Raw genomic sequence first — 24359 nt, 5'->3', positions numbered from 1 at the left:
ACCGCCCTCCGGCGGCCCCGCCCCCATGACCTTCCGCATTGTCATCCCGGCACGCCACGCCTCCGTGCGTCTGCCCGGCAAAGCCCTCCTCGACATCGCCGGTGAGCCCCTAGTGGTGCGCGTGATGCGCCGCGCCCAGCGCGCCGGAGCCCGCCAAGTACTGGTCGCCACCGATCATGCGGAAATCGCCAAGGCGGTGCGCGCCGCCGGCGGCGATGTTCAGATGACCGATGTCGCTCACCAATCCGGAACGGACCGCATCGCTGAGGTTGCGCGAGCGCGCGCTTGGCCCGAGGACGAGGTAGTGGTGAACGTGCAGGGGGACGAGCCGCTCATCCCGCCTGCGGTGATCGGTCAGTGTGCTGCTTTGCTTGCCGAGGACGCTGGGGCCGACCTCGCGACCCTCGCCTGGCCAATTGAGACGACCGACGAACTCGCCAGCGACGACGTAGTCAAGGTGGTCTGCGATCAGAAGGGCGATGCCATGTACTTCTCTCGCGCTTCGATCCCCTTCGATCGTGAGGGCGTGCCTGCGCCGGGCACACCGCTGGCCCTGCGCCACATTGGCTTGTACGCCTATCGGGTACGTTCGCTACTGCGCCTGGCAGGTGTCCCTGCCCCGGTTCTGGAGCAACGTGAACGCCTCGAGCAGCTGCGCGCCCTGTGGCTCGGCATGCGGATCCGCGTCGCGCTCGCCGAGGAACTGCCACCCCGGGGAGTCGACACCGCGCAGGACCTGGCGCTTGTCCGAGAGTCCTTTCTTACCTGATCGCTTAGGAGTTCAACGCGTGGCCAAGACGCACCGGCAAGCTTCCGTACTCTTCGTTTGTATGGGCAACATCTGCCGATCGCCCACTGCTCAAGGGGTGTTCGAGAGCGTGGTCCAGGCGCGCGCACCCGATCTTTCCTGTGCGCTAGATTCAGCCGGCACGCACGCCTACCACGTGGGTCAGCCACCTGACCGCCGCTCCCAAGCCGCAGCTCTTGCCCGGGGCTACGACCTCTCGGCGCAACGAGCTCGCCAGGTCGCGGCGGACGACTTCTACCGCTACTCGATGATTCTCGCGATGGACCGAGACAACCTTGGGGTCCTCCAGTCGATGGCGCCGACTGATGCCACCGCTGAGGTTGGATTGCTACTGAGCTTCGCAGCCAAGGCCGACGTCGAGGAGGTGCCGGATCCGTATTATGGCGACGGCCTGGGCTTTGAGCGGGTACTCGATCTCGTGGAGGAAGCTGCCGAGGGCCTACTCGCGCACTTGCGCCGGCAGGCCCCTGGTTGACGCGACGCTAGTCATTCGCCGCCGCGGCTGGCGGCTTTGGCGGTGCGCTGTCGCCGCCGCCAGTGTCACCTGAGGATGGTGCAGATGCGGGCGCGCTAGGCAGCGGTTTGGGGGCCTCCGATGCAGGCGCACTGGGGGCCGCAGGCGTCGCGTTTTCATCCGCCGCCCTGGCGGCGACCTTCGGCTCCGGCGGGGCGGCCGACTCTTTGGCTGCCGTCTTGCTGGTGCCCTCCGTCGACTCGCTACCCGGAGCTCGGCGTCGGCTGGGCCCGGCATCTCCTCCCTCGCGGGATGCCTTCGCCTCGGCGGTGCCATCGGCCCGCGGCGCGCCGCTGCCGCCGGTCTCGGCGCTGATCTGCTGGGTAGCGTCCGGGCCAGCGTTCGGTGCCCCTTCGCCCTCGCCCGTGCCAGCGCCACCGCGCCTGCGACGACGGCCCCCACGGCGGCCGCGGCGGCGACCGCTGGGACGCTCGCCGCCCTCTGGGCTGGCGTTGGTTCCGTCCTGCGGGCCGTTAGAGGAGGGCTCGTTCTTGGGCGCCTCCGACTTCGCGTTGGCCTCTACGGCCGCGTCTGGCGTCGCAGCGGCGGCCACCGCGGCAGCGTTCTCTCCATCGCCGGCCGCGTTGCCCCGGCGATTTCCGCCACGGCCACCGCGGCTGCGCCGTGACTGCTGCTGTTCGTTGCTCGCGTTGGCGCCGGCGTTCTCCTCACCGCCGCCGCTGCCGCGACGGCTGCGGGAACGGCGGCTACCGCCCTCCGTTCGATTGTCGCCGTCGCGAGCTGATCGACTGTCAGCATTCGCACTGCGCGTGCCGTCCCCCTCGGTGCGACGGCTACTTCCGCTACGTCGGCCGCCTCGCTTGCGCCCCCCGGCACCGGCGCTGCGCGACTGACCGGAGCCGCTGCTACCGTTGGCTGCACGCCCGCCGCTCGGACCGCCGCCGCGCCGAGAGCCGTTCGCCGTTCGACTACGTGCCTTGGGCGCGGGGTCTTCCGCGGGCGTCTCGTCTTGGGCTTCGCCGCCGAGCACGCCAGACATCCACGCCATCATCTTCGTGATCACGCCGGGCTGCGGTTCAGGTTGATCGGCCACCTTGTCCGGGCTCGGGGCGGGCGCCGGCGAGTCTGGCACAACGTTCTGAACTGCCGGCGCTTCGGAGCGGGCCGGGGGAGTGGGCGCGATCTTGGGCGCATCCTCCTCTTCCGGCGGGGCAAGCCGGTAGCTCACGTCAGCGTTCTCCGGCAGATCCACCTCGTCGGTGCGCACCCGGCGCAGGTTGTAGTTTGGCGTCTCCAGCTTAGGCGTCGGCACCATGACGACTCGCACCCCAGTGCGCGTCTCTATGCTGGCGAGGTTTTCACGCTTCTCGTTGAGCAGGTAGGTCCCTACCTCGACCGGTACTTGGGCGACCACCAGCGCCGTCTTATCTTTGCGCGCCTCTTCGCCGATCAGGCGCAGGCAGGCCAGGGAAAGCGACTCCACATCGCGAATGTAGCCTTGGCCGTTACACCGCGGGCAGACGATGGTGGCCGACTCTTCGAGGGAGGGGCGCAAGCGTTGGCGTGACATCTCCAGGAGGCCGAAGCGCGAGATCCGGCCGATTTGGATCCGCGCGCGATCCATCTTCACTGCCTCGCGCAAGCGGTTTTCCACCTCACGTTGGTTGCGCGAGGGGCCCATGTCGATGAAGTCGATGACGATGAGACCGCCGATGTCGCGCAGGCGCAGCTGGCGGGCGATCTCGTCAGCGGCTTCGAGGTTGGTATTGAGCGCGGTGGTTTCGATGTCGTCGCCCTTGGTGGCTCGGGCGCTGTTGATGTCGATGGACACCAGTGCCTCGGTCGGATCGATGACGATGCTGCCGCCCGAGGGAAGGCTCACCGTGTGGGCGAAGGCCGACTCGATCTGACTCTCGATCTGGAAGCGAGTAAACAGGGGGACCTCGTCCTCGTAGAGCTTCACGCGACGGGTCTGCGTAGGCATGACCTGCTCGACGAAGGTCTTGGCGTCTTTGAAGACCGTCGGATCGTCGATGAGGATCTCGCCGATATCGGCGTTGAAGTGATCGCGCAGGGCGCGAATCATCAGATTTGAATCCTGGTACACCAAGAAGGAGGCGGAACGGCCAGCGCAGGCCTCCTCGATGCTGGTCCACAAGCTCATGAGGTAGCGCAGGTCCCAGTCGAGCTCCTCCTGAGATCGGCCTACTCCGGCCGTGCGAACGATCAGGCCCATGCCCTCGGGAACGTCCAGGCTGGCAAGGATCTCGCGCATCTCGGCCCGGTCTTCCGCCTCGATCCGGCGGGACACACCGCCGGCGCGGGGGTTGTTGGGCATCAGCACCAGGAAGCGACCGGCGAGGCTGATAAAGGTCGTCAGCGCCGCGCCCTTGTTGCCGCGCTCCTCCTTCTCTACCTGCACGACAACTTCCTGGCCCTCGCGCAGTACTTCCTTGATATCGATCCGCGAGCCGCCATCGGGCTTGCTCTGGAAGTAGCTACGAGCCACTTCCTTGAGTGGCAAGAAGCCGTGGCGCTCGGCGCCGTAGTCGACGAACGCAGCTTCTAAGCTACGTTCGATTCGAGTGATACGCCCTTTGTAAATATTGCCCTTTTTCTGTTCCCTTGAGGGTGTCTCGATGTCGAGATCATAGAGCTTTTGGCCATCTACGGTGGCCAGGCGCAACTCTTCTTGCTGAGTTGCATTGACGAGAATTCTTTTCATGAGTGGTCTGACCGAAGAGGGGGTCGCCTGCTGGGCGCTCGGCAGGGGCGTCGCTGAATTTCGCGTTCATGGTGGTCGTTGCAGACACACTTGGCTCCAGCTCGGCTGCTGCCCTTGCGCGCGACGATAGGCGGCGGGGCGCTGCCGGAAAAAACTCACCGACCGATGTTCCGGGTCCGAAGATCCGGAAGCGTCGAACGGAAACGGAGACGGGTGACGAACGACGCCAGACGCGCGACTCGAAAGCGGGCGCCAGCGCTGCCGGCCGGCCTGAGGGCGACCCAGGGTTCAATTGAATCCCGGGCCCGAAAAACGCAGTATGGCGCGCTTCGGGGGCCTGTACGGACACTCGCGCCAGCCGCCCTCGTGGGCGCGGCCTGCGCCGGAAAAATGCCGGCATGTCACGCGGTTATACGTACCCGCGGAGGATAACAGAGCACGTCATGCCAAACCAGTACTGCACCTCGTTGAGGCCTGTGGAGCCAGTTCGGAGTTGCCCGTGAACCGCCCGGGCGAGCATTCCTCCGTGCGGCAGGTGATCGTGGATCCCGAGTTCGCCGGCCAACGGCTGGACAACTTCCTTCTGCGCGAGCTTGGCGACGTGCCCCGCAGCGTGGTCTACCGCATCGTCCGCAAGGGCGAGGTGCGAGCGAATGGTGGTCGGGTGGCCGTGAGCTATCGACTGCAAGCTGGTGATCGCATTCGCATTCCGCCTGTACGCCGCACCGCGCCGCAGGACGCCGCGAGTCGCTCCGCCGGCGCCGCCAGCGCCATGGCCTCTCGCCTCGAAACGTGCATCCTCTACGAGGATCGGCGCCTGCTGGTCTTGAATAAGCCCGCCGGTCTGGCGGTCCATGGAGGGAGCGGTATCCGCGTGGGTGCGATCGAGACGTTACGCCATATGCGCCCTGATGAGCGCGCCATGGAGCTCGTGCATCGCCTCGATCGCGAGACCTCAGGCTGTCTCTTAATTGCTAAGAAACGAAGTTTACTCAGATGGTTACACGAGAATCTTCGAGAGCATCGCATGGACAAGCGGTACCTGGCATTGGTCAAGGGGGATTGGCAGTTGGGCGAGCAGCTGATCGATGCGCCTCTCTTGACGCACCAGCGGCGCGGCGGCGAGCGTTGGGTGAGTGTCGATAAGGCGGGAAAGGCGGCGCGGACTCGTTTCCGCCCTATCCAGCTGTTCGGTCGCTGGAGCTTACTTGAGGCCGAGCTGGAGACCGGGCGCACCCATCAGATCCGCGTGCACGCTGCCCATGCCGGCCACCCCTTGGCGGGCGATCCGCGTTACGGGGATGAGGAGGCGGGCGCTCCGCCAGGCCTGGAGCGTATGTTTCTTCATGCCCACTCGGTGGCCTTCGACTGGCCCGACAGCGGCGAGCCATTCCATATGAGTGCGCCGCTGGACGATGCTCTTCGCGGCACCATCGACCGCTTGGAGGAGAGGCAGGCTAGCGTGGTGGCGCGCGGACGCAACCGCGGTGCTCGGCGCCCCTAGTGTCCTGAGTTAGAAGTTCGTTGATGACTTCGCGGCACCTTTTCGCCCCTGAACACGTTGCGCCTCCTCCCGTGGGACCTGCCACGCTCGTCCTCGCGCCGCGCCTAGGAACGAAAAGCCCCGTGCGACCTCTTCAACGAACTTGCGGGACAGGACCCTAGCGCTGCTGTGCGCCCTGAGTTGCGGCCGGTATCGCAACGCCCAGCGAGCGTAGGGTCGTGCTGAGCCAGATCATTGGTAGGCCGACCAGCGCCGTAGGGTCATTGCTGTGGAAGGTGCTCATCAGCGTGATCCCTAATCCCTCGGACTTTAGGGCGCCCGCACAGTCCAGTGCATGCTCGTGATCTAGGTAGGCCTCGATCTCGCGTGGATCGAGAGGACGAAGCACGACGCGGGTGACGTCTATGTGCTGCTGTAGCGCCCCTGCTTGCGGGCCCAGCACACACACCGCCGTGTGGTAGGTCACCACGCGCCCGGCACTGTGCTGCAGCTGCTCGAAGGCGCGCTCCCGGGTTCCCGGTTTGCCCAGGATGCGACCCTCACACTCGGCCACCTGGTCGCTGCCGATCACCAGGGCGGGCTGCGCCTCAGCGAGGTGCTCCCGGGCGGTGTCGGCCTTCGCGCAGGCGAGTCGGGCCGCGAGGGCGGGCGGCTGTTCGTTCGGCATGGGGGTCTCATCGACATCGGGCGAGAGCGTGTCGAAGGGGATTTGCAGTCGAGTCAGCAGCTCACGGCGATAGCTCGAGCCGGAGGCGAGGACTACGGTAGGGGACGCTGTTTCGACGCCTTTTTTTGACACGTGCAGGGGCTCCGATTTACATTTGGCGGTTTATGCGCATCTCATTGTTCGACCGCTTGTCTTACGAGCGCCTCGGCGAGCGGCGTGCTGGTTTCGAGCTCAACGTCACGCTCGATCGATGCGAGCGCCTGCGCGAGGTCGGTGCCGCCGAGGACGAAGTTACCCTGCACGTTGACGCCGAACCCCACGCACACGGGGTGCGCCTGTGCGGTCGTGTGAGCGGCGAGGTTAGCGTGAGTTGCTGTCGCTGTCTGCGTCCGGTGGCGATCGAGGTGGATCGAGACATCGATCTGGTGGTGGTCGGGACCGAGGCGGCGATGGACGCCCTGCCGGACACGGCTGACGTGCACTACGCGCCCGACCTGATGGGCAGATTGGTGGATATCCTGGAAGAGGAAGTGCTGCTCGCACTGCCAGATTTCCCGAGCCACCAAGATTGCGAGCCGCCGGTGTTGCCCGGGGGCGTTGACGTGCAGGCGCCTCGAGAGGGTGAGGCGCGCGAGCAGAAAGAGACACAGCGTCCCTTCGCCACCGCGTTGGCGGGAATGGGGCGCACGGAAGACAACCAAACGGAGTAGCAACCATGGCTGTTCAGCAGAACCGCACAACCCCGTCGAAGCGAGGCATGCGCCGCGCCCACGACGGCTTGAAGAAGCCAGCCCTGTCCATCGACCCCACCAGCGGCGAGACCCATCTTCGCCATCGCGTGTCTGCCGACGGCTACTACCGCGGCAAGCGGGTGATCGAGCCAAAGGCCGAGATCGAGATCGACGACGAGGAGTAAGTCGTCGTTCGACCCGCGGTGGTGATGGATCGAAGGGAGTACTAGGTGATCTATCCGAGGATCGCCGGCACCGGCCGGTATCTACCTGAGAAAGTCATCACGAACCACGACCTGGAGAAGATGGTCGACACCTCGGACGAGTGGATTCGCGCTCGCACGGGAATCGGCAAACGCCACGTCGTGTCGGAAGGTGAGACCACCTGTGATCTCGCCGAAAAGGCGTCGCGCCAGGCGCTAGAGGCGGCTGGCGTTCAGCCCTGCGATCTTGATCTCATCGTGGTCGGCACCACCACGCCCGATCAGGTCTTCCCCAATGTCGGGTGCTTGCTGCAGGACCGTCTCGGCGCGTACGGCTTTCCCGCCTTTTCCCTTGAGGCTGCTTGCGCTGGCTTCATCTACGCATTGGGTGTGGCGGACAAATTCGTTCGCAGTGGCGCGGCGCGCTGTGCCCTGGTGGTTGGCGCCGAGTCCATCTCTCGGATTATCGATTGGACCGATCGCGGTACCTGTGTGCTGTTCGGTGATGGTGCCGGCGCGGTAGTGCTGACCCCGTCGGAGGAAACCGGCGTGCTTAGCACGCACCTGCATGCCGATGGTAAGCACCATGAGCTGCTCGGGGTGCCGTCGGGGATCTCCAAGGGCTTCGATAACATTCGCTCGGGCAGGGACTTCGTGCGGATGAAGGGCAACGAGGTGTTCCGGGTCGCTGTGAACACCTTGGGGGGTGCGGTGATGGAAGCCCTCGCCGCCAACGGCGTCGCGAAGAGTGACGTCGACTGGCTGGTGCCCCACCAAGCCAACATCCGCATCATCCAGGCGATTGCGAAGAAGCTTGATATGCCGATGGAGCGCGTCGTCACCACCGTGGAAGAGCATGGAAACACCTCCACAGCTTCCGTCCCCATGGCTCTCGATGTAGCGGTGCGTGACGGGCGTATCAAGCGCGGTGATCTGATGCTGCTCGAGGCATTCGGCGGCGGGTTTACCTGGGGCTCAGCCCTGGTGCGCTTCTAGGTCGCACGTCTTCGAGGGGCCGCGGCCGCAGCTCCTCAGCTCAGAGCAACTTGAAGTGGTGGCCTCAGGCGGCCAGGCACGCACCTAGGGCTTGCGGGCGACGTGCTGCATCCACACCTGATAGGGGCTCCAGGTGTCTTGCGCGGCGGGGCGCTGTAGGGGAGTGACACTCACGGCCGTCGTCTGCCGCAGTGCGTCTTCCTGGTGGGGGCTGCCCTCAACTTGTTCCTTCCAGACGCGGTAGGGATCCCAACCCCTATCCGGCGCGTCTTCGACCGTCGTGTCGGTCGGCTTCAGCGTAGCCGCTGCGCTCATGATTTGACTCCGTCCATAAGTCAGGGGACGGCAAGTATAGGGTTTTTTCCTTATGGATTGTGTGAACCTGGTCACACGACTAGGGGGATGCGGTGTGAACTCGCGCCACACGGTGGGCGGGTCCGCGTGCCTAGACGGAGCGGACGTTCGGGAAGGGGGTGATCGTGGCGCTATGTGAGGCAACCACCGGCGGGGATGCGGTTACGGCGATACCGAAGTGCTCCAGAGGGCGTGGGCGTCCGATTTCGTAGCCCTGTGCGAAGTCGAGCCCGATGTCGCGCACTCGACACAGGGTGTGTTCGTTCTCCACGAACTCGGCTACGGTCTGTTTGCCCGCGTGATGGCCGATCTGGTTGATTAGTTCCAGGAAGCGAGCGTCGTCGTCGCTCGCGCCTGCCTCGCGCACGAAGCTACCGTCAATCTTGAGGTAGCTTACGGGCAGTTTACGTAGGTAGGGGAAGGAGGCGGAGCCGCTGCCGAAATCGTCGAGGGAGAAGTCGCACCCAGTAGCGCGCAAACGCTCCATGCCCGTGACCGCGTCATCGAGGTTGCCGATGATGGCGGTCTCAGTGATCTCGAAGCAGATGGAGCTGGCGCGATCACCTAGGGCGCGCAGGCGACTGCGCGCGAAGTCGATGAACTGCCTATCGCAGATCGACTTGGCGGACACATTGATACAGCACATCTCGCGGGCCACCACGTGCTCGGGTCGTCGGTCGAGCCAGCGGGTCGCTTCGGTGAGTACCCAACGATCGACTTCGCCGATCAGGTGGTGGCGTTCCGCGGCGAGCAGAATCTGCTGCGGACTCATGAGTAGCTGGTTGCGACGCACGCGCAGCAGTAGTTCGTAGTGTGCCGGCGGGCCTTCGCTCGTCGCACAGGGGTGACCGGTGCTGTCGTAGAGTTGGCGAATCGGCTGGTAGAAGAGCTCCAGGCGGCCGTCTTCCAGGGCGTTCTGAAGCTCTGCGGCCAGGGCGACGTCGCTGTTTCGATGCACGCTCGGGGTGGCGGCAGGATCGATCAGGCGGATACCGCTGAGGCTCTGGGCGGAGGCTTCGCGGCGCGCCGCATCGGCGGCGCTCATCAACTCCGACACGCTCTGGAGGTTAGCGTCGATTTTGACCAGGCCGGCGCTCGCGGTTAGGCGAACGCTGTGGTCAGCCCATTCGAAGTCGTGCTGACTTATCGCGTCGATAGCGCCTTCGCACAGCACCTTGGCTTGTCGCATGGGACAGCGTTCGAGGATGACCGCAAACTCGTCGCTGCCGGTGCGTCCGATCAGATCGCCGCGGCGCATGTGGTCCTGGAGAATCTCCGCCACCTCGCGCAGCAGCGCATCCCCCGCGCTTTGCCCGAAGCGATAGTTGGCGAGGCCGAACTGATCGATGTCGATGACCGCCAGCACATGTTCGCCCGGCTGTTCGTAGTGGCGGTAAAGCAGGTGCTGAAGGTGCCGTTCGAACTGTGCGCGCTTGGCAAGGCCCGTGAGCGCATCGGCAGCACTGTCGGTGTCGTTTGGTGCGGTGGTGGCTACGCTTGGGAGAGGTTCACAGCTGACTAGCAGTGCTGGCGCTGGTAGTGGAGCGTCTTCCAGCATCTGCGTTGCTTCGGCCCGCATGGTGCGCAGGCGGACCGGCAGTAGGCGCTTGTCAGCACAGCGCAGAGTGGTGTTGTGCCATTCGCTCGAGTGCGCATCGCTCTCCAAGATCAGGCGGGTGATATCGATGACATCCTCGCCTGCCTGCAGCTGGACGAAATGCTGGCCGATCAGCTGTGAGGGCGTGTAGGAGAGCTGATCGGCGCCGTGCTGGTTGATGCGCCGGACGATCCCGTGCTCATCGAGCACGAAGTAGATCGCAGGGGCGTCCTCAAATAGGGAGCGGTAGTAGGCGCGGCTGCGCTCGAGCGCATTGATCTCCTGATGGTAGTCGGTCACGTCGATCATCGTGCCGCGGAGGCGTTGAGGGGCAAGACCGTCCTCGCTGGCGGGGTAATCGACGGTCTTCACGTGTTCTTCAACCCAGCGCACGGACCCATCAGCGTGCAGCAGGCGGTAGGTCTGCCGGCAGTGTCCGTGGGCCTCGAGGGCCTGGTGGAAGGCCTTGTGAGTGCGGTCGCGATCTTGCGGGTGCAGGCGCTCAGCCCAGAAGTCGGGCTCAGTTTGCCAACGGTGGCGGGGGAATCCTAGGAGCTGCTCGGCGTGGGGGTTGACCCAGGTATGGAAAGCGCGGGTTGGTTCCGACTCCCACATCACCACGCAAGTGTCATCGGCGCGCATCGGCGGTACGTGCAAGGCCGCGAGGTCATCCAATGCAGGCGCCGGTGAAGGGCGAGGTTGGGCGCTTTGGCGGGCGGGCGGACCGTCGTCGTCGAGCTGGTCCGCAGCCGGGTCGATTTCCTGCATGTCGTCCGTTGTTGTCAGCAAAGGGCGCAGACGTGGCGCATCGGTGGCCAGTCTTCTCTTCAACGCATCATCAAGGACTCCGGGGACGAGGTCAACAAATTTGGGCCGTTTTTCCCAACTTTGAAATTTATGTCATAGATTCAAGCAGGGAGAGGCTTTCGAAGAGATTGAGAACGCCTGCCATTGCCACCGCCGATCAGCTGGATATAATCACAGCTCTGGTAATGTATACAGGTGTGCCACTCATGGACGAACTCACTCCCCGCCAGGCCGAGATACTGGCGCTCATCGAGCGGGTTATCGAGGAGACGGGTATTCCACCCACGCGGGCGGAGATCGCCGAGGAGTTGGGTTTTCGCCCCAACGCCGCGGAGGACCACCTGCGCGCCCTGCAGCGCAAAGGGGTGATCGAGCTGGTGCCCGGTGCGTCGCGCGGTATTCAGCTCAAGGCTAAACAAATTACTAACCAAATGGGCTTGCCGCTGGTCGGTCGGGTCGCGGCGGGTGCGCCGATCCTCGCAGAGGAGCACATCGAGGGGCGTTACCGCATCGATCCCGATCTGTTTCATCCCCAGCCCCACTACCTGCTGCAGGTCTGCGGCATGAGCATGCGCGATGCCGGCATCCTCGACGGCGATCTCGTGGCCGTGCACCGCACGCCCGAGGTGCGCAGCAGCCAAATCGTGGTGGCGCGCCTGGATGACGAGGTCACCGTGAAACGCTATCGGCAGAAGGGCAAGGTGGTGTGGCTGTTGCCGGAGAACCCGGAGTTCGAGCCGATCACCGTCGATCTTGCGGAGCAGGAGCTGGTGATCGAGGGCGTTGTGGTCGGCATCATCCGCGCCCACTGAGCTCGCGTTCTGCCTCGCCCGCTGCCCCTAGCGACAGCGGGCTTCGTTTGCCCCAGTGGTTTTGGTGTTACGTCAGTCGAGGGGCGTGTTTCTCGCTATGCAAGTCGATGGGTTCTCATCGTCGATCAATGCTGAGCTGACTCGCGGCGACGAGGTGGCCAGCTTGCTGGCGGACACACGCATCTGGCGCGGGCGTCAGACACAGGCGCCTCACCGCTTGGCGACCTTGCCCACCGGCTGGCCTGCCCTAGATGAGATGCTGCCCGGTGGCGGCTGGCCGGTCGGTGCTTTAACAGAAATGCTAACTGGCCGGGACGGTCTCGGCGAGCTGTCCTTACTGTTGCCGGCCCTTGCGCAGCTCACTGACGCGAAGCGTGAGAATGCGTGGATCGCCTGGATCGCGCCGCCTCATGTGCCTTATGCGCCCGCGCTGGCAGCTGCGGGGATCAGCTTGGAGCGGGTGCTCGTGGTGGAGACCGAGGCCATGGCGAAAGGTGACAAGCAGGCCCTGTGGGCCGCGGAGCAAACCTTGCGTTCCGGTCTGTGCGCAGCCGTGCTCGGGTGGTTCTCGCGGGTGGACGATCGCGGGTTGCGCCGCCTGCAACTCGCCGCCCAGGAGGGGCGTGCCTGGGGCGTTGCCTTTCGCGATCAACGCCACCGAGGCACACCGTCGCCCGCTGCCCTGCGCCTTGCGGTAGGCCCCTCCGCGTCATTGGGCATCGATGTCGATATCGTGAAGTGCCGGGGGACGCGACCAGGTCGCGTCCACTGTTCCTACCCCACCTGACCGGCCTTTCCCATGTCTGGTGAAGAACCGATCGTGCCGGGGCGGCAAGCCTCGGCGACGCCGTCCCCGACACCACAGCCGGCGCCTGCCGTGGTGCCGCAGAGTACCGCCGCCAGCCAGGGCGCGGCCTTGCCCGAGCGCTTGTGGCTGTGCGTGCGATTCCCACATCTTGCCCTCGAGTGTGCTGGGCGCGCGCAGGGGGATGGGGACACGCCGTTGGTGGTGGTGCAGGGCGTGGGCGCGCAGGGCGTGGTGGTGGATCTCAACGAATCCGCAAGGCGTGCCGGCATCCACCGTGGCATGGGACTGAGCGCGGCGTACGCCCTGTCTCCCTGGTTGCTCACGCGCGCCTTCGATGCCCTTCGGACGGAGGCAGCTTTGGAACGCCTGGCCAGCTGGGCGATGCGTTTTACTTCCGTGTTGAGCACCTCACCCCCGGATGCCTTGTTGTTGGAAGTGCGAGGTAGCTTCCGCCTGTTTGGTGGGTATCGGCGCTTGTCCGCACGTATTCGTCGAGGGTTGCAGGGGGAGTTGGGGTACTCGGCGATGCTCTCGCTAGCGCCCACGCCCCAGGCCGCCGTGTGGCTCGCTCGGGACCGCCGCGAGCACGCGGTCTTCCATGAAGACAAGTTGGCCAGCGCCCTGGGGGCTCTGGATCTTACGTGTCTGCGCTGGCCGGAGAAGACCGTGGAGCGCTTGCAGGGTATGGGCGTGTGCAGTTTGGCTGACTGCCTGCGCCTGCCCCGCGGCGCTTTCGCCCGCCGCTTCGGTAAGGCTCCCCTGCAGGCCCTCGACCGCGCCCTAGGCCGTCTTGCCGAGCCGGTGACCCCCTGGCGAGCGCCTTTGGCCTTCTCCACTCGGCTCGAGCTGCCGGCGCCTATGGATGCCACCGCACTGCTCGAGATTGCGCTGGAGCGACTGCTTGGCGAGTTGGAGCGGTTTCTCATCGCTCGCCAGGCGGCCGTGCGCCGCTTGCGTGTGGATCTGCTGCTCGAGAATCGCACCGTGCAGGCGCTGACCCTAGGGTTGAGTAATCCGGTGACCGATGGTCACTACCTGATGGATCTATTGCGTGAGCGATTGGATCAGCAGCGCTTGGAAGCGCCGGTGTTGGAGCTGGAGCTGCACGCACTGGAGGTCTGTACGCAGCAGGCGGGCAATGGGGATTTATTCGATCGGGCGACGCGGGTGGAAGAGGACGCGCAGCGCCTGCTCGAGCGCCTGCGCACGCGCCTTGGGGAGCGTCGCGTCCACGGTATCGCGCAAGTGGCTGATCATCGCCCCGAAGCCGCTTGGCACAGCGTCGAGCCAGGCACGCGTGTCACGCCAGCGTTAGCGCGCCAGCGACCCCTTTGGATTCTGCGTCAGTCAGAACCGCTGACGGTCGATCGATGTACGCAGCGCCCACGGCGTCGCGGGGTGTTGACCCTGGCCCAGGGGCCGGAGCGCATCGAGAGCGGTTGGTGGGACGGGGCGGATGTACGTCGCGACTACTTTGTGGCGAGGGACACGCAGGGCGAGCAGCTCTGGGTGTATCGTGATTGCCGCAGTGGCCAATGGTTCCTACAGGGGATCTTCGCTTAAGCGACGCGCAAGGGGACTCGCGATTCGACGCCTGAGCGCCGCCGGCGACGCCGCGCTCAAGCGTGTGGCCGATGGCGTGTTCGATCACCTGGCCTGACCAATTTCCTCAACGATCCGCACCACGTGCTCATCGTCGCGCTCAGTGGCGGGCAGATGGTCGGCATGTGTTCCTCCTTTGAGTACTTTCATCCGGACAAGGCCCGCAGTTATTTCTGAATGGAATCGACGTCGCCGATGCTTATCGCCAGCGAGGCATTGGGCGGCGTCTTACGCACGCTGTGCTCGCTGCGGCCGCCCCCGTCGATGTACCTACGGGTGGGTCGGCATGCAGCCTGACAACCATGCGGCGCACCGCCTGTTCGCAGGGACCGAAGACCCCGAAGCCGCGCAGCCCTTCATGTTGTACGCATGGGATTGGAAGGAGAACTGATTGTGTTGTGCACTCGGCCTCATCTGGGGCGCTAGTGGGCCGCTTGGTAAATAAGGTGCTACTCGCCCTTCGGGTCTGCCCAGGGGCAGCGTCCGCGGCGTTGCATCGCTTGCCAATGGCGATGCCATTGGCTGCGCTACGCGCCTTGCTGACGCTGCCCCTACGCAGACTGAGCGCTACCTCATTTACCAAGCGGCCCACTAGGCGCAAGAGCTGCTAGGCTTGGCGCTCGCATTCCATCGCTTGAGAGGACTCCCCGCGCATGCAGACCCCCGCGCGCGATCATCGCAACGCTTTTATCGTGGTGTTGGTGGTGCTGGCCCTAGTCGCCTTCCTGGGCATGATCCGCCCCTTCATGCTGACGCTGGCGACGGCCGCAGTGCTGAGCGTCATGCTCCACCCGCTTTACCAGCGCGTACTGAAGGCAGTGGGCGGCCGTGAGGCGCTGGCTTCCGCCCTCGTTCTGCTCATTTCCGCGGTGGGGCTTGGCCTGCCGCTGCTCGCCCTGTTCTCCCTCGTCGCCGTAGAGGCGGTGCGAGTGGGGCAGGTCGCCTTGCCCTGGGTAGAGGAGCGCGTGCGCAATCCCGATGAGGTGCTTGCCAACCTGCCGGCATGGCTCACCATTCCCGAGCAGCTCCAACCCTTCACCAACCGCGCCATCGAGCAACTCGCGCAGTGGGTAGGGACAGCGGGACGTTTCCTTGTGCAGTACGTGAGCAAGGCGACACAAGGCACGGTCGGCTTCATCTTCAAGCAGTTCATCATGGTCTACGCCATGTTTTTCTTCCTCATGTGGGGGCCGTCGATGTTCGATGAACTCCTGCGCAACCTGCCCCTCACGGAGAAGGACCGCGAGCACATCATCCACAAGGGCCTTTCGGTCACCCGTGCAACCTTGAAGGGCATCCTGATCATCGGCCTCGTGCAGGGGCTGTTGGTGGGGATCGGCTTCGAGGTGGCTGGCCTCGAGGGTGCGGCTTTCTGGGGTGCCTTGGTGGTGCCGGTGTCGGCGATGCCTCTGGTGGGGCCGCCAATCATCTGGGCGCCAGCGGGTATCTATCTCATCGCCCAGGGAGAGTTGATGGCCGGCGTTGGTCTGCTGCTTTGGGGTGGCCTGGTGGTCGGCACCATCGACAACATTTTGCGCCCGCGCCTGGTCGGTAGCGACACGAAGATGTCCGACCTGATGATTCTGATCAGTACCCTCGGCGGCCTGGGCGCCTTCGGTCCCGTCGGCATTATCCTCGGTCCCGTGCTGGCCGGAGTGCTGGTCACGGTGCTGGATATCTATCGTCGCACGCCGCAGTTCCACGGCGCGATGACCCTTCCGGCGGCGCCGGGGCAGGAAGTGCGCAAGGCCGCCGAGCGACGTGAAGACTGAATCGAGCGGCGACGCAGCCGGTGTCATCACCCGCCGCCGCAGGGCATCAATCGATGTAGGGATCGAAAGCGACCGCCTCGCGTAGGGAGTCGAGATCTAGCAAGTCGCGCAGGATGGCCGTATGGCCCTGGCCGGCGATCACCAGCACGCGTTCGCCGGGAGTGGCGTGGTGCTGGATGTGCGCGTACATGCGGAAGTTGCGATGCCACCAGCTCGCAGTGGCGTCGGCACCGGAGAAATCCTCGCCCACGCCGACGTCGTTGAATCGCAGGTATAGATCCTTGTTGCGGCGATCTTCCTCCTGTGAGTTGTGCACACGCAGTAGCTGCGCCATGGTCATCGTCCGATGTTGTTCGGCGATATCCTTACCTATCGTCTCGATGAGGCCTTCGAACTCCGCTTTGCGGGCCGGCAGGCTTTCCATGCGCGCCATCATGGGCTCGGCCAGCCACTGCACCGTGCGCTCGTCGAAGCTGTGGATCTCGTTGAGATCGGATTTATGCGCGATGCGGAAGCCGAGCTGATAGATCTCGTTGATCCCTAGCTCGACGTTGCCCGCACGGTAGTCGTTGTAGCGCGCCTGCATCTTCTGTTGGTCAGCGGGGTCGAATTCGAGCAGCACGGCGGTGGGAGCGAATTCGGCGAGACGGTCCGTGAGTCCCTCGAGGTAGGCCTGGTTCTCGTCGGTGGCCACGTCGATGACGTCGGTCTTCACCATGTCCAAGCCAGGGTTGGCGAAGTGCCAGACGCCGATGAGCATGACTTGGGCGGGCGCTTCGGCGTTCTCGGCGAAGGCGGTGGGCATGATCGCGACGCTGGCGATGAGGGTCAGCATGACGGTCAGAGAGTTAGGTGTGCGCTGCATCACTCGCGTGTCCCTCGACTGGATGAAACTGCGTTGGATGTCAGCGCGCACCTAGGGGTTGGAATCCTCGCAGGAGTGGTCACGCGGCGGCGACCGTGGGGAGGCCGCGCGACCTCCCGGTGTCTGGGGATGGAGTGTGGAACGGCCCTATGGGTGGGAACGGCGTTGTCCGGAGCGTTGCTTGCCAGCCCATGCCGCCTCTTTAGCACCTCGGCTTCCTTGCAAGCCGATCGATTGCGCGTGCCATGTCGGCCGTGACCAACCAACCGTCATGGGCGCTGGCCATATCGCGCCGGGCGAATAGGTAGCCGGAGAGGGCGCCCTCCTTGGCCGCGCTGAAGGGAATTCTGAACCCGGCGTAGGCGCCCAGTTCTAAGCCAACCCCAATCGAGGGCAGCAGTGCGACGGCGTTCGAATCGGCAGTATCGCCTCGGGGAATGGTCGCGCTGATCCCCGGTCCGGCTCGCCACACGGGGGAGTCGAGTAGGTCGTAGCGCAGCTGCAGCCCGTCAATCTCCAGTTGGCGACCGAACAGCGGCAGGCGACCGGCAACGAAGGGAACGATGCGACTGGCATCAGCACCTTCGTACTCCAGGATCTGTGCGGCGCCCACGGCGATGAAGTCGCTCGCGTTGGAGGCAGGTGCTGCCTGCGCTGATGGTTGTTGAGCCCATCCGCTCTGGGTCATGCCCACGGCAATTGCCGCGGCCGCTGTGCAGGCCAGCAGGCGTCTTGTCGGGCCTTTTCTATGCGTGAGTGTCGTAGTTCTTGAGATCAACCAGTAGCTATTAATTTGAGAACTACTCCGAAAACTATAGTTAAAGCACGAGCGACGATATCGTTCGGTTTCAGTCGGGCGTAACGGGTGCCGAGTGCTTCTCACCCCAGCGCCTCATCGCGAGCAGCACGGGACCTAGCTCCTTTCCCTTTTTGGTCAAACGGTAGTCGGCGCGGGGTGGGCGCTCCTCGTAGAAGTAGCGTTCGACAATGCCCTGTTCCTCGAGCCACTTCAGACGTGCGGAGAGGGTATTGGGCGAGAGGCCATCGTGGCCGTTGAGAAAGTCTTGGAAGCGCCGGGTCGGATTGAGCAGGAGGTCGCGTAGCAGCATCACGGTCCACCGTTCGCCGATCACGTTCATGGTGCGGCCGACGGGGCACTTGTTGTTGTACATGGAGTCACTCCTCAGGCGCACTCCCGATCTTGGCGTCGAGACGTGTCGCCCTCGTGCTACATAGTGCCATAGCTCAGGAGCGTATCAGCGGCCCGGCCTCGACCGGTGAAGCGCCAATCGAGACACGGCCAAGTCGTGTGTGCGTAACGCGACTACAGACACTGACGGGCTGATTGCGGCTTTCCAGTCGTGCCCTGTCAACCCGCTCCTCCGCACTGCTGCCTCGGCAGCGATTCCGCGCTGAATTCACCGGCCACCTCATGTCTGGTCGGAACGATGACTTTCTCGATCCTTATTAGTGCTATATCAGGAGTCACTATAGTTTAGATAGTCAAAGGTAAAGAGCATGATCAACTCCACAGAATGGTCGCTTACGCGTGTCCTTGCCTTGCTGTTATGCACGCCTCGGGGTTAGCGGGGGACGCGCTGGCGGACGACCAGGGGACGGCTACAGGCAGCCCCCTCTCCGAGCGTATCCTAGGGGTTTGGCTGAATGAGGATGGAGACGGCTGGATTCGAATCGTGCGCAGTGGCGATGAGTACTTCGGCGTGATCATCGGTGCGCCCGCCGGCTTGAGACCTGATGCCCTTGATGTGAACAACCCGGACCCGGCCCTGCGCACCCGTCCCCTCCTAGATTTGCGGCTGATCTACGGCTATCGCTTTAAGGGCAAACGTTGGGTAGGCGGGCGGATCTACGACCCGGACTTAGGAAAAGAGTACAAGTCACGCCTGCAGCTGCTGGACCGTCGAACGCTTGAGGTGCGTGGCTACGTCGGTGCGCCCATGTTCGGTCGAACGCAGCGCTGGACGCGGGTGGCTGAGCCGTCGCCGTCGGCTGCTAGCCAATAGCAACACGCCGGTGCGTGCTGAACTCGCATCGATGCGTCTGCCTGCGTGGCGTCCTGTCGGTCATCGCGGTAGCCGATGCCGTGGTGGAGCTCGTTGGACGTCGCCACTAGGTCTTGCGCTCGATGTAATCACTCAGTAGTTCCACGAGGGATTCAAGGCGCGCGGATAAATCGATACCTGCGTTTAGGGAGATGGCGTAGGGGTCTGTGAAGAATCGCAGGCCATCCAGGATGGCATCGGCCTGGGCTGCGGTGTGGTCGGTTCGGGGCCAGCCCGCCTGGTGCATGATCGTGGCGACCAGTTGCTGTCGGTGTCCATGATGGGCGAGCGCCTCCGCGGGTTTGTGCTTCAGGACGAACTCGTAGACTGAGAGGGCGTCATCATCGTCAGCGCGCAGCATGAGTTGTTCGCGGATCGTCAACACCAGGGCGAGCAAGCGTGAGCGCACGGTCCGTTTTCGCGCGACAGCCTTCTCGCAGGCGGTTCGCATCTGCACCATCCACTGCGCGGCCACTTCGGCAGCTAGAGCGCCCTTCGACGGGAAGTGTCGATAGATATTGCCGTGGGTCATCTGCAGCGAATCGGCAATTCTGGACAAGTTGAGTGCCGCTACACCCTCCACGGCCATCAGCCTCGCTGCTTCCTGTTCGATCGCGCGGCGCGTTACGGAAGTGTCGTTTTGTCGACGTGTCTTTTTCATTGGAATACCGGTAGATCACTTGCTTTTTACGTGCAAGCGATCTTTAAATGACAAAATGTATATTTTGTTATCAAGGATTTGCTGTGCGTCTCGTCATCGCTTTTCTGTCCCATCTAGTGCTCATGCCTGCCGTCGTAGGCGCGCCGCAAGCCGACGGTATCTTAGGACTCTACTGGAACCCTGACCGCGATCGCATCGTAGAGATCTACGCGCATGATGATGGATCGGTCTGCGGTCGGGTGGGCTGGAGCGCGACTGTCCCAATCGATACGGCGAATCCGGTGCAGAGCCTCCGGGGGCGGAATCTGCTTGGGTGCCTTTCCTAAGTGGATTTCGCTTCGACGGTCAGAGCCGTTGGATCGGCGGTCGGGTGTACGCGCCAGACAACGGCCGTACCTACCGAGGCAAGCTTTGGCTTCGAGAAGGTGACTTGAAGATGCGCGGATTCGTGGGAGTCTCCCTACTCGGACGCACTGCGACCCTTCCTCGCTACCCTGCGAACGCACCGCTGCCGAGCGCTGGCTATCGAAGCCCTGCGTATCCTGCCGCGCAGAGCGAGCCGGAGTAACAACATGGAATCAGCTTACGTCCTCACGGGCGTGACCAGCGGATTCGGTGCCGTTGCACTGGCGAGGATTCGCGAGTGCGTTGCGAACCCGATCATCGTGGGTGCGCGATCAGCGGCTGCGGCGGACGCGCTGGCGGGCGGGCAGGTGAGGGTGCTGCCCCTCAATCTTGAGTCTCTCGCGAGCGTGCGACGCTTTTGCGGAGAGCTCGCGGGCGTGCCCGTCTGTGGCCTTGGACTCAACGCACGGGGTTAACGCCCCGAACATCGGGTTCACGGAGGATGGCATCGAGCGCAGCTTCCAAGTGAATTTTCTCTCCCACTTCTTGCTCTTTCAGTGCTTGCGCGAACAGTTGACTGACCAGGCCATCGTGGCCATGACCGGAAGCGGCACGCATGATCCTGCGGAGAAGACCCCCACACCAGCCCCGCGTCACGCGGACGCCGAGTGGCTGGCGTATCCGCATCGTGATCCTGAGCGAGATCGCTTTGGGCCGCGTGCTGCGGGGCGAGCCTACACCGCATCGAAGCTGTGTTGCATCGTTATGGCGAAGGAAATCGCTAGGCGATTCCCCAAGCTCTGCTCGGCGAGTTTCGACCCTGGGTTCGTACCGAGTACGCGATTGGCGCGCGAGTTCCCACCGCTGCTCGCGGCAGTGGTCAAGCGTATCGTGCCCCTACTGATGCCAGCTGATCGCACGAGCACCTTGGAAGCGGCGGCGGCGGCTTACGCGGATGTGTTGCTTGGTCATCGGTCGCCGGCGTGTAACGGCGGATACCTGTGTGTGCGTGACCAGGCCTTGATCGATGTCCAGCCTTCCGCATTGGCGAGAGGAGCGGAGGCCGGGGCGGACCTTTGGGCAGATAGCCTCGAACTGTTGAACCAGCTCGGGCCATCGTAGGCCACGTGTTTGTGGTGGAGCGAAGCGGGCGTCGCTCCGCCTTGTCCTCGGCTTGACGATAATAACGGAGGCTGCAGGCGGCGATCGCTTGGACGCTATCTCGGCCAATGTGTTTCGCCTTGTGATACTGGTTAGATAACCAGTATAAAGATCGTCCATGAGTGACGAGTCGAACCCGTGTCCCCACCGCCACGCAGGAGCAGCGCTGCCGCCGAGGCAGCGCCCGCTTACGCCGAGCTCCACTGCATTACCAGCTTCAGCTTCCTGCGCGGCGCCTCGCAGCCTGAGGAACTCGTACGTCAGGCGGCTGCCCTCGGGTACCGTGCGCTCGCCATTACCGACGAGTGCTCCGTGGCCGGCATCGTGCGCGCGCACACGGCCGCGAAGGAGACCGATCTCGCTATCATCGTTGGCAGCGAGCTTCGCACAACGCCGCGCGCGGAGGACGAGTATCTGCCGCTGCGCCTCATCCTCCTCGCCACCACTCGCCGTGGCTACGGTCAGCTGTGTCGCCTGATCACTCGCACCCGACGCCGTGCGAAGAAGGGGGACTACGAGCTGCTGCAGGACGATCTAGGCGACGCGCACGCCGACCTCGACGAATGCCTCGCCCTCTGGGTCCCACCAGCGCGCGTCGATGCCGCTGCCGAGCTCACCGGTCGCTGGCTACGCGAGCGCTTCCCGGCGCGCCTGTGGATCACCGTCGAACTCCACGCCTTCGGCGACGATCGCGAGCGCCTCGCCACCCTGAAGGCTCTGGGCCACACGCTGGCATTGCCCCTCACTGCTGCCGGCGACGTGCACATGCACGTGCGCAGTCGCCGCGCCCTGCAGGACACGATGACCGCCATCCGCCTCGGCACTCCCGTCGCCGAGGCCGGTGATGCTCTGTTCCCGAACGGCGAGCGTCATCTGCGCCCGATGCAGTCCTTACAGCGCTTCTACCCCGCGCGCCTGCTGCGCGAGAGCGTGGCCATCGCCGAGCGCTGTCGCTTCTCCCTCGATGAGCTGCGCTACGAGTACCCCGCCGAACTCGTGCCCGAGGGCGAAACGCCCACCAGTCACCTACGCAAGCTGACCCGAGACGGTATGCGCGAGCGTTGGCCCGAGGGCGTTCCGGACGATGTGATGAGCCAGATCAAGCGGGAGCTGGAACTCATCGCGGAACTTCGCTACGAGCCCTTCTTCCTTACGGTGCACGACGTAGTGCGCTTCGCTCGCAGCCAGCGCATCCTCTGCCAGGGGCGTGGCTCGGCAGCTAACTCTGCCGTTTGCTACTGCCTCGGTATCATCTCCGTCGATCCCTCGCGTTCGAACATGCTCTTCGAACGCTTCATCTCCAAGGAGCGTAACGAGCCGCCGGATATCGACGTCGACTTCGAGCATGAGCGGCGTGAGCTGGTGATCCAGTATCTCTACCGCAAGTACGGGCGAGGCCGCGCAGCGCTGGCCGCCACGGTGATCTCCTATCGCGCGCGCAGCGCCGTCCGTGATGTGGGTAAGGCCTTGGGCCTGGATCTCCTGCAGGTGGATCGCCTGGCGCGCACCGTCGATCGTTGGCAGGGCACGGTAGACGACTCCAACATCCGCGAGGCGGGCTTCGATCCGGCATCCGCCGTGATCCGTCGCCTCCTCGTGTTGGTGGGGCAGCTGCTCGGCTTTCCCCGCCATCTCTCCCAGCACGTGGGGGGCTTCGTCATCTCTCGAGGGCCCTTGGCGGAGTTGGTGCCGGTCGAGAATGCCGCCATGGACGAGCGCACGGTCATCCAGTGGGACAAGGATGATCTCGAAGACCTAGGCCTGCTCAAGGTGGACGTGCTCGGCCTTGGCATGCTTACGGCCATCCGACGCGCCTTCGAGATGGTGAACGGCTGGCGCGGCGGCGATCTTGGCCTGCACAACGTGCCGGCGGAGGATCCCAAGGTCTACGACATGATCTGCCAGGCGGACACGGTGGGCGTGTTTCAGATCGAATCGCGAGCCCAGATGAGTATGCTGCCGCGCCTGAAGCCGCGGCGCTTCTACGACTTGGTCATCGAGGTGGCGATCGTACGGCCCGGGCCTATCCAGGGCGACATGGTGCACCCCTACCTGCGTCGACGCGATGGTTTGGAGCCCGTGAGCTATCCGAGTGATGCCGTACGCGATGTGCTATCGCGTACCTTAGGTGTGCCCATCTTCCAGGAGCAGGTGATGGAGCTGGCCGTGGTGGCGGCGGGCTTCACGCCGGGCGAGGCGGATCAGCTGCGCCGGGCGATGGCAGCGTGGAAGCGGCGCGGGGGCTTGGAGCCGTTTCAGGCCAAGCTCATGGACGGCATGCGCGAGCGTGGCTACGACGAGGCCTTCGCCGAGCAGGTGTTCAAGCAGATCATGGGCTTTGGGGAATACGGTTTTCCCGAGTCGCATGCGGCCAGTTTCTCACTACTGGTGTACGTCTCAGCATGGCTTAAGCGCTACGAGCCGGCGGCCTTTGCTGCGGCCCTCCTCAACAGCCAACCGATGGGCTTCTACGCGCCTTCGCAGCTGGTGCAGGACGCCGTGCGCCACGGGGTGGAGGTGCGACCCGTGGACGTGCACGTGAGCGGGTGGGATTGCGTGCTAGAGGCGCGCGGCGCCATCACGGCTAACACGGCCCACCGAACGGGCGTCAGAGCGCCGCCCCAAATTGATCCACAGGAAAACGGGGCACCTGTCATCCTGCCGACGGGTGCGAAGGGACCTGCAATGCGCCTGGGGCTACGAATGGTGAAAGGTCTGCCGGAAGTATCCGCCCAGGCCATCGTTGAGGCGCGTTGCCGGCGGCCGTTTCGTGATGTGCAGGATCTGGCGCGTCGTGCAGGGTTGGATCAGAAGGCTCTCCACGCCTTGGCGGGCGCCGGAGCGCTGAGCGGTCTCAGCGGAAATCGCCATCTGGCCCGGTGGGAGGTGGCGGGGGTGGCGGAGCCCACCCCGTTGGATGTGCCTGCGGCTAGTGAGGGCGAGCCGCTGCTACGGACGCCCCGCATCGGAGAAGACGTGGTGGCGGACTACGCGAGTGTGGGGCTCTCCTTGCGTGCCCATCCCGTAGCCCTGATCCGTAAGCAGTTGGAGGCGCGTGGCGTGCGCCGTGGCGATAGCCTGTGGGACCTGGAGAAGCACACGTTGGTGCGCGTGGCGGGCTTGGTGGTGTCGCGTCAGCGACCGGCTACGGCGAGTGGAGTCACCTTCGTGACCTTAGAAGATGATAGCGGGGGAATGAACATCGTGGTGTGGCCGTCGATTGCGCAGCGTCAACGGCGGGAGTTGCTAGGCTCACGGCTACTGTGTGTGATCGGTACGGTACAGCGCGAGGGTAAGGTGTTGCACGTGGTTGCGCGGCGCCTGGAGGACGTCAGCCACCTCCTCGGTGGCTTGACGGCGCGGTCGCGAGACTTCCGATGATCCTAAGTGGGTTATCCGTGAC

At 64.3% G+C, this 24359-nt stretch carries 23 protein-coding genes; 15 read left to right on the top strand and 8 right to left on the bottom strand.

The window, feature by feature from the left end; translation table 11 throughout:
* The first annotated feature begins 25 nt into the window (after positions 1 to 25).
* Together kdsB and AAGA68_12060 are read left to right on the top strand one after the other, a co-directional pair.
* Positions 26 to 769: a 3-deoxy-manno-octulosonate cytidylyltransferase gene (gene kdsB / locus AAGA68_12065; GenBank protein MEM9385790.1), complete on the top strand. Its 744-nt coding sequence runs from the start codon at positions 26 to 28 to the stop codon at positions 767 to 769.
* Positions 770 to 788: 19 nt separating this feature from the next.
* Positions 789 to 1283, top strand: coding sequence for a low molecular weight protein-tyrosine-phosphatase (locus AAGA68_12060; GenBank protein MEM9385789.1), 495 nt, complete (start codon positions 789 to 791; stop codon positions 1281 to 1283).
* Between the two features lie 7 nt (positions 1284 to 1290).
* On the opposite strand, the gene AAGA68_12055 is transcribed toward AAGA68_12060, so the two are convergent.
* Positions 1291 to 4008 carry an Rne/Rng family ribonuclease gene (locus AAGA68_12055; protein ID MEM9385788.1) on the bottom strand — a complete coding sequence of 906 codons (2718 nt, stop codon included), beginning with the start codon at positions 4006 to 4008 and terminating at the stop codon, positions 1291 to 1293.
* Positions 4009 to 4501: 493 nt separating this feature from the next.
* Here AAGA68_12055 and AAGA68_12050 point away from each other — a divergent pair, with 493 nt between their 5' ends.
* Complete coding sequence (locus tag AAGA68_12050; protein ID MEM9385787.1) at positions 4502 to 5512, top strand: RluA family pseudouridine synthase; 1011 nt, start codon at positions 4502 to 4504, stop codon at positions 5510 to 5512.
* A 157-nt stretch (positions 5513 to 5669) separates the two neighbouring features.
* On the opposite strand, the gene AAGA68_12045 is transcribed toward AAGA68_12050, so the two are convergent.
* Positions 5670 to 6311, bottom strand: a complete 642-nt coding sequence (locus tag AAGA68_12045; protein ID MEM9385786.1) for a Maf family nucleotide pyrophosphatase — start codon at positions 6309 to 6311, stop codon at positions 5670 to 5672.
* 32 nt (positions 6312 to 6343) lie between these two features.
* Here AAGA68_12045 and AAGA68_12040 point away from each other — a divergent pair, with 32 nt between their 5' ends.
* From AAGA68_12040 to AAGA68_12030, 3 genes are read left to right on the top strand one after another with little or no spacing between them, the layout of a single operon-like run.
* Entirely contained in the window at positions 6344 to 6889 is a 546-nt protein-coding gene (locus tag AAGA68_12040) for a YceD family protein (GenBank protein ID MEM9385785.1), read from the top strand.
* Positions 6890 to 6894: 5 nt separating this feature from the next.
* On the top strand, positions 6895 to 7095 hold the full coding sequence (gene rpmF / locus AAGA68_12035) for a 50S ribosomal protein L32 (GenBank protein ID MEM9385784.1): 201 nt from the start codon (positions 6895 to 6897) through the stop codon (positions 7093 to 7095).
* 45 nt (positions 7096 to 7140) lie between these two features.
* Positions 7141 to 8109, top strand: a complete 969-nt coding sequence (locus tag AAGA68_12030) for a beta-ketoacyl-ACP synthase III (GenBank protein ID MEM9385783.1) — start codon at positions 7141 to 7143, stop codon at positions 8107 to 8109.
* A gap of 84 nt (positions 8110 to 8193) precedes the next feature.
* Here the strand turns inward: AAGA68_12030 and AAGA68_12025 are convergent, their stop codons facing one another.
* Complete coding sequence (locus AAGA68_12025) at positions 8194 to 8424, bottom strand: hypothetical protein (protein MEM9385782.1); 231 nt, start codon at positions 8422 to 8424, stop codon at positions 8194 to 8196.
* Positions 8425 to 8554: 130 nt separating this feature from the next.
* Positions 8555 to 10891, bottom strand: a complete 2337-nt coding sequence (locus AAGA68_12020; GenBank protein ID MEM9385781.1) for an EAL domain-containing protein — start codon at positions 10889 to 10891, stop codon at positions 8555 to 8557.
* 182 nt (positions 10892 to 11073) lie between these two features.
* On the opposite strand from AAGA68_12020, the gene lexA reads away from it, so the two are divergent.
* The 4 genes from lexA (at position 11074) to AAGA68_12000 (ending at position 15861) form a co-directional block, all read left to right on the top strand.
* Positions 11074 to 11679 carry a transcriptional repressor LexA gene (gene lexA / locus AAGA68_12015; protein ID MEM9385780.1) on the top strand — a complete coding sequence of 202 codons (606 nt, stop codon included), beginning with the start codon at positions 11074 to 11076 and terminating at the stop codon, positions 11677 to 11679.
* Positions 11680 to 11764: 85 nt separating this feature from the next.
* The gene (gene imuA / locus AAGA68_12010) at positions 11765 to 12466 is read left to right on the top strand and encodes a translesion DNA synthesis-associated protein ImuA (GenBank protein MEM9385779.1); all 702 of its coding nucleotides are present in this window, start codon (positions 11765 to 11767) and stop codon (positions 12464 to 12466) included.
* Positions 12467 to 12478: 12 nt separating this feature from the next.
* Positions 12479 to 14050, top strand: coding sequence for a DNA polymerase Y family protein (locus AAGA68_12005; GenBank protein ID MEM9385778.1), 1572 nt, complete (start codon positions 12479 to 12481; stop codon positions 14048 to 14050).
* 692 nt (positions 14051 to 14742) lie between these two features.
* Positions 14743 to 15861: an AI-2E family transporter gene (locus tag AAGA68_12000; GenBank protein ID MEM9385777.1), complete on the top strand. Its 1119-nt coding sequence runs from the start codon at positions 14743 to 14745 to the stop codon at positions 15859 to 15861.
* A gap of 46 nt (positions 15862 to 15907) precedes the next feature.
* Here AAGA68_12000 and AAGA68_11995 read toward each other — a convergent pair whose 3' ends face one another.
* The 3 genes from AAGA68_11995 to AAGA68_11985 all read right to left on the bottom strand — a co-directional run bounded on the left by AAGA68_11995 (position 15908) and on the right by AAGA68_11985 (position 17898).
* Entirely contained in the window at positions 15908 to 16726 is an 819-nt protein-coding gene (locus tag AAGA68_11995; protein ID MEM9385776.1) for a DUF5694 domain-containing protein, read from the bottom strand.
* A 202-nt stretch (positions 16727 to 16928) separates the two neighbouring features.
* Complete coding sequence (locus AAGA68_11990; GenBank protein ID MEM9385775.1) at positions 16929 to 17414, bottom strand: MipA/OmpV family protein; 486 nt, start codon at positions 17412 to 17414, stop codon at positions 16929 to 16931.
* Positions 17415 to 17574: 160 nt separating this feature from the next.
* On the bottom strand, positions 17575 to 17898 hold the full coding sequence (locus AAGA68_11985) for a helix-turn-helix domain-containing protein (GenBank protein ID MEM9385774.1): 324 nt from the start codon (positions 17896 to 17898) through the stop codon (positions 17575 to 17577).
* Positions 17899 to 18294: 396 nt separating this feature from the next.
* On the opposite strand from AAGA68_11985, the gene AAGA68_11980 reads away from it, so the two are divergent.
* Entirely contained in the window at positions 18295 to 18750 is a 456-nt protein-coding gene (locus tag AAGA68_11980; protein ID MEM9385773.1) for a DUF2147 domain-containing protein, read from the top strand.
* A 106-nt stretch (positions 18751 to 18856) separates the two neighbouring features.
* On the opposite strand, the gene AAGA68_11975 is transcribed toward AAGA68_11980, so the two are convergent.
* Positions 18857 to 19450 carry a TetR/AcrR family transcriptional regulator gene (locus tag AAGA68_11975; protein MEM9385772.1) on the bottom strand — a complete coding sequence of 198 codons (594 nt, stop codon included), beginning with the start codon at positions 19448 to 19450 and terminating at the stop codon, positions 18857 to 18859.
* Positions 19451 to 19763: 313 nt separating this feature from the next.
* Here AAGA68_11975 and AAGA68_11970 point away from each other — a divergent pair, with 313 nt between their 5' ends.
* The 4 genes from AAGA68_11970 to AAGA68_11955 all read left to right on the top strand — a co-directional run bounded on the left by AAGA68_11970 (position 19764) and on the right by AAGA68_11955 (position 24337).
* The gene (locus tag AAGA68_11970; GenBank protein ID MEM9385771.1) at positions 19764 to 20018 is read left to right on the top strand and encodes a DUF2147 domain-containing protein; all 255 of its coding nucleotides are present in this window, start codon (positions 19764 to 19766) and stop codon (positions 20016 to 20018) included.
* A gap of 4 nt (positions 20019 to 20022) precedes the next feature.
* Positions 20023 to 20271: a hypothetical protein gene (locus AAGA68_11965; protein MEM9385770.1), complete on the top strand. Its 249-nt coding sequence runs from the start codon at positions 20023 to 20025 to the stop codon at positions 20269 to 20271.
* On the top strand, positions 20243 to 20917 hold the full coding sequence (locus AAGA68_11960; protein ID MEM9385769.1) for a hypothetical protein: 675 nt from the start codon (positions 20243 to 20245) through the stop codon (positions 20915 to 20917). The genes AAGA68_11965 and AAGA68_11960 overlap by 29 nt, the downstream gene beginning before the upstream one ends.
* 177 nt (positions 20918 to 21094) lie before the next feature.
* Positions 21095 to 24337 (top strand): error-prone DNA polymerase, encoded by a 3243-nt coding sequence (locus AAGA68_11955; GenBank protein MEM9385768.1) that lies wholly within the window; start codon positions 21095 to 21097, stop codon positions 24335 to 24337.
* The last annotated feature ends 22 nt before the right edge of the window (positions 24338 to 24359 follow it).

Source organism: Pseudomonadota bacterium, assembly GCA_039193195.1.
In the GTDB taxonomy this organism is placed as follows: Bacteria; Pseudomonadota; Gammaproteobacteria; order Steroidobacterales; family JBCBZW01; genus JBCBZW01.
This window is presented reverse-complemented; position numbering and strand designations above follow the sequence as displayed.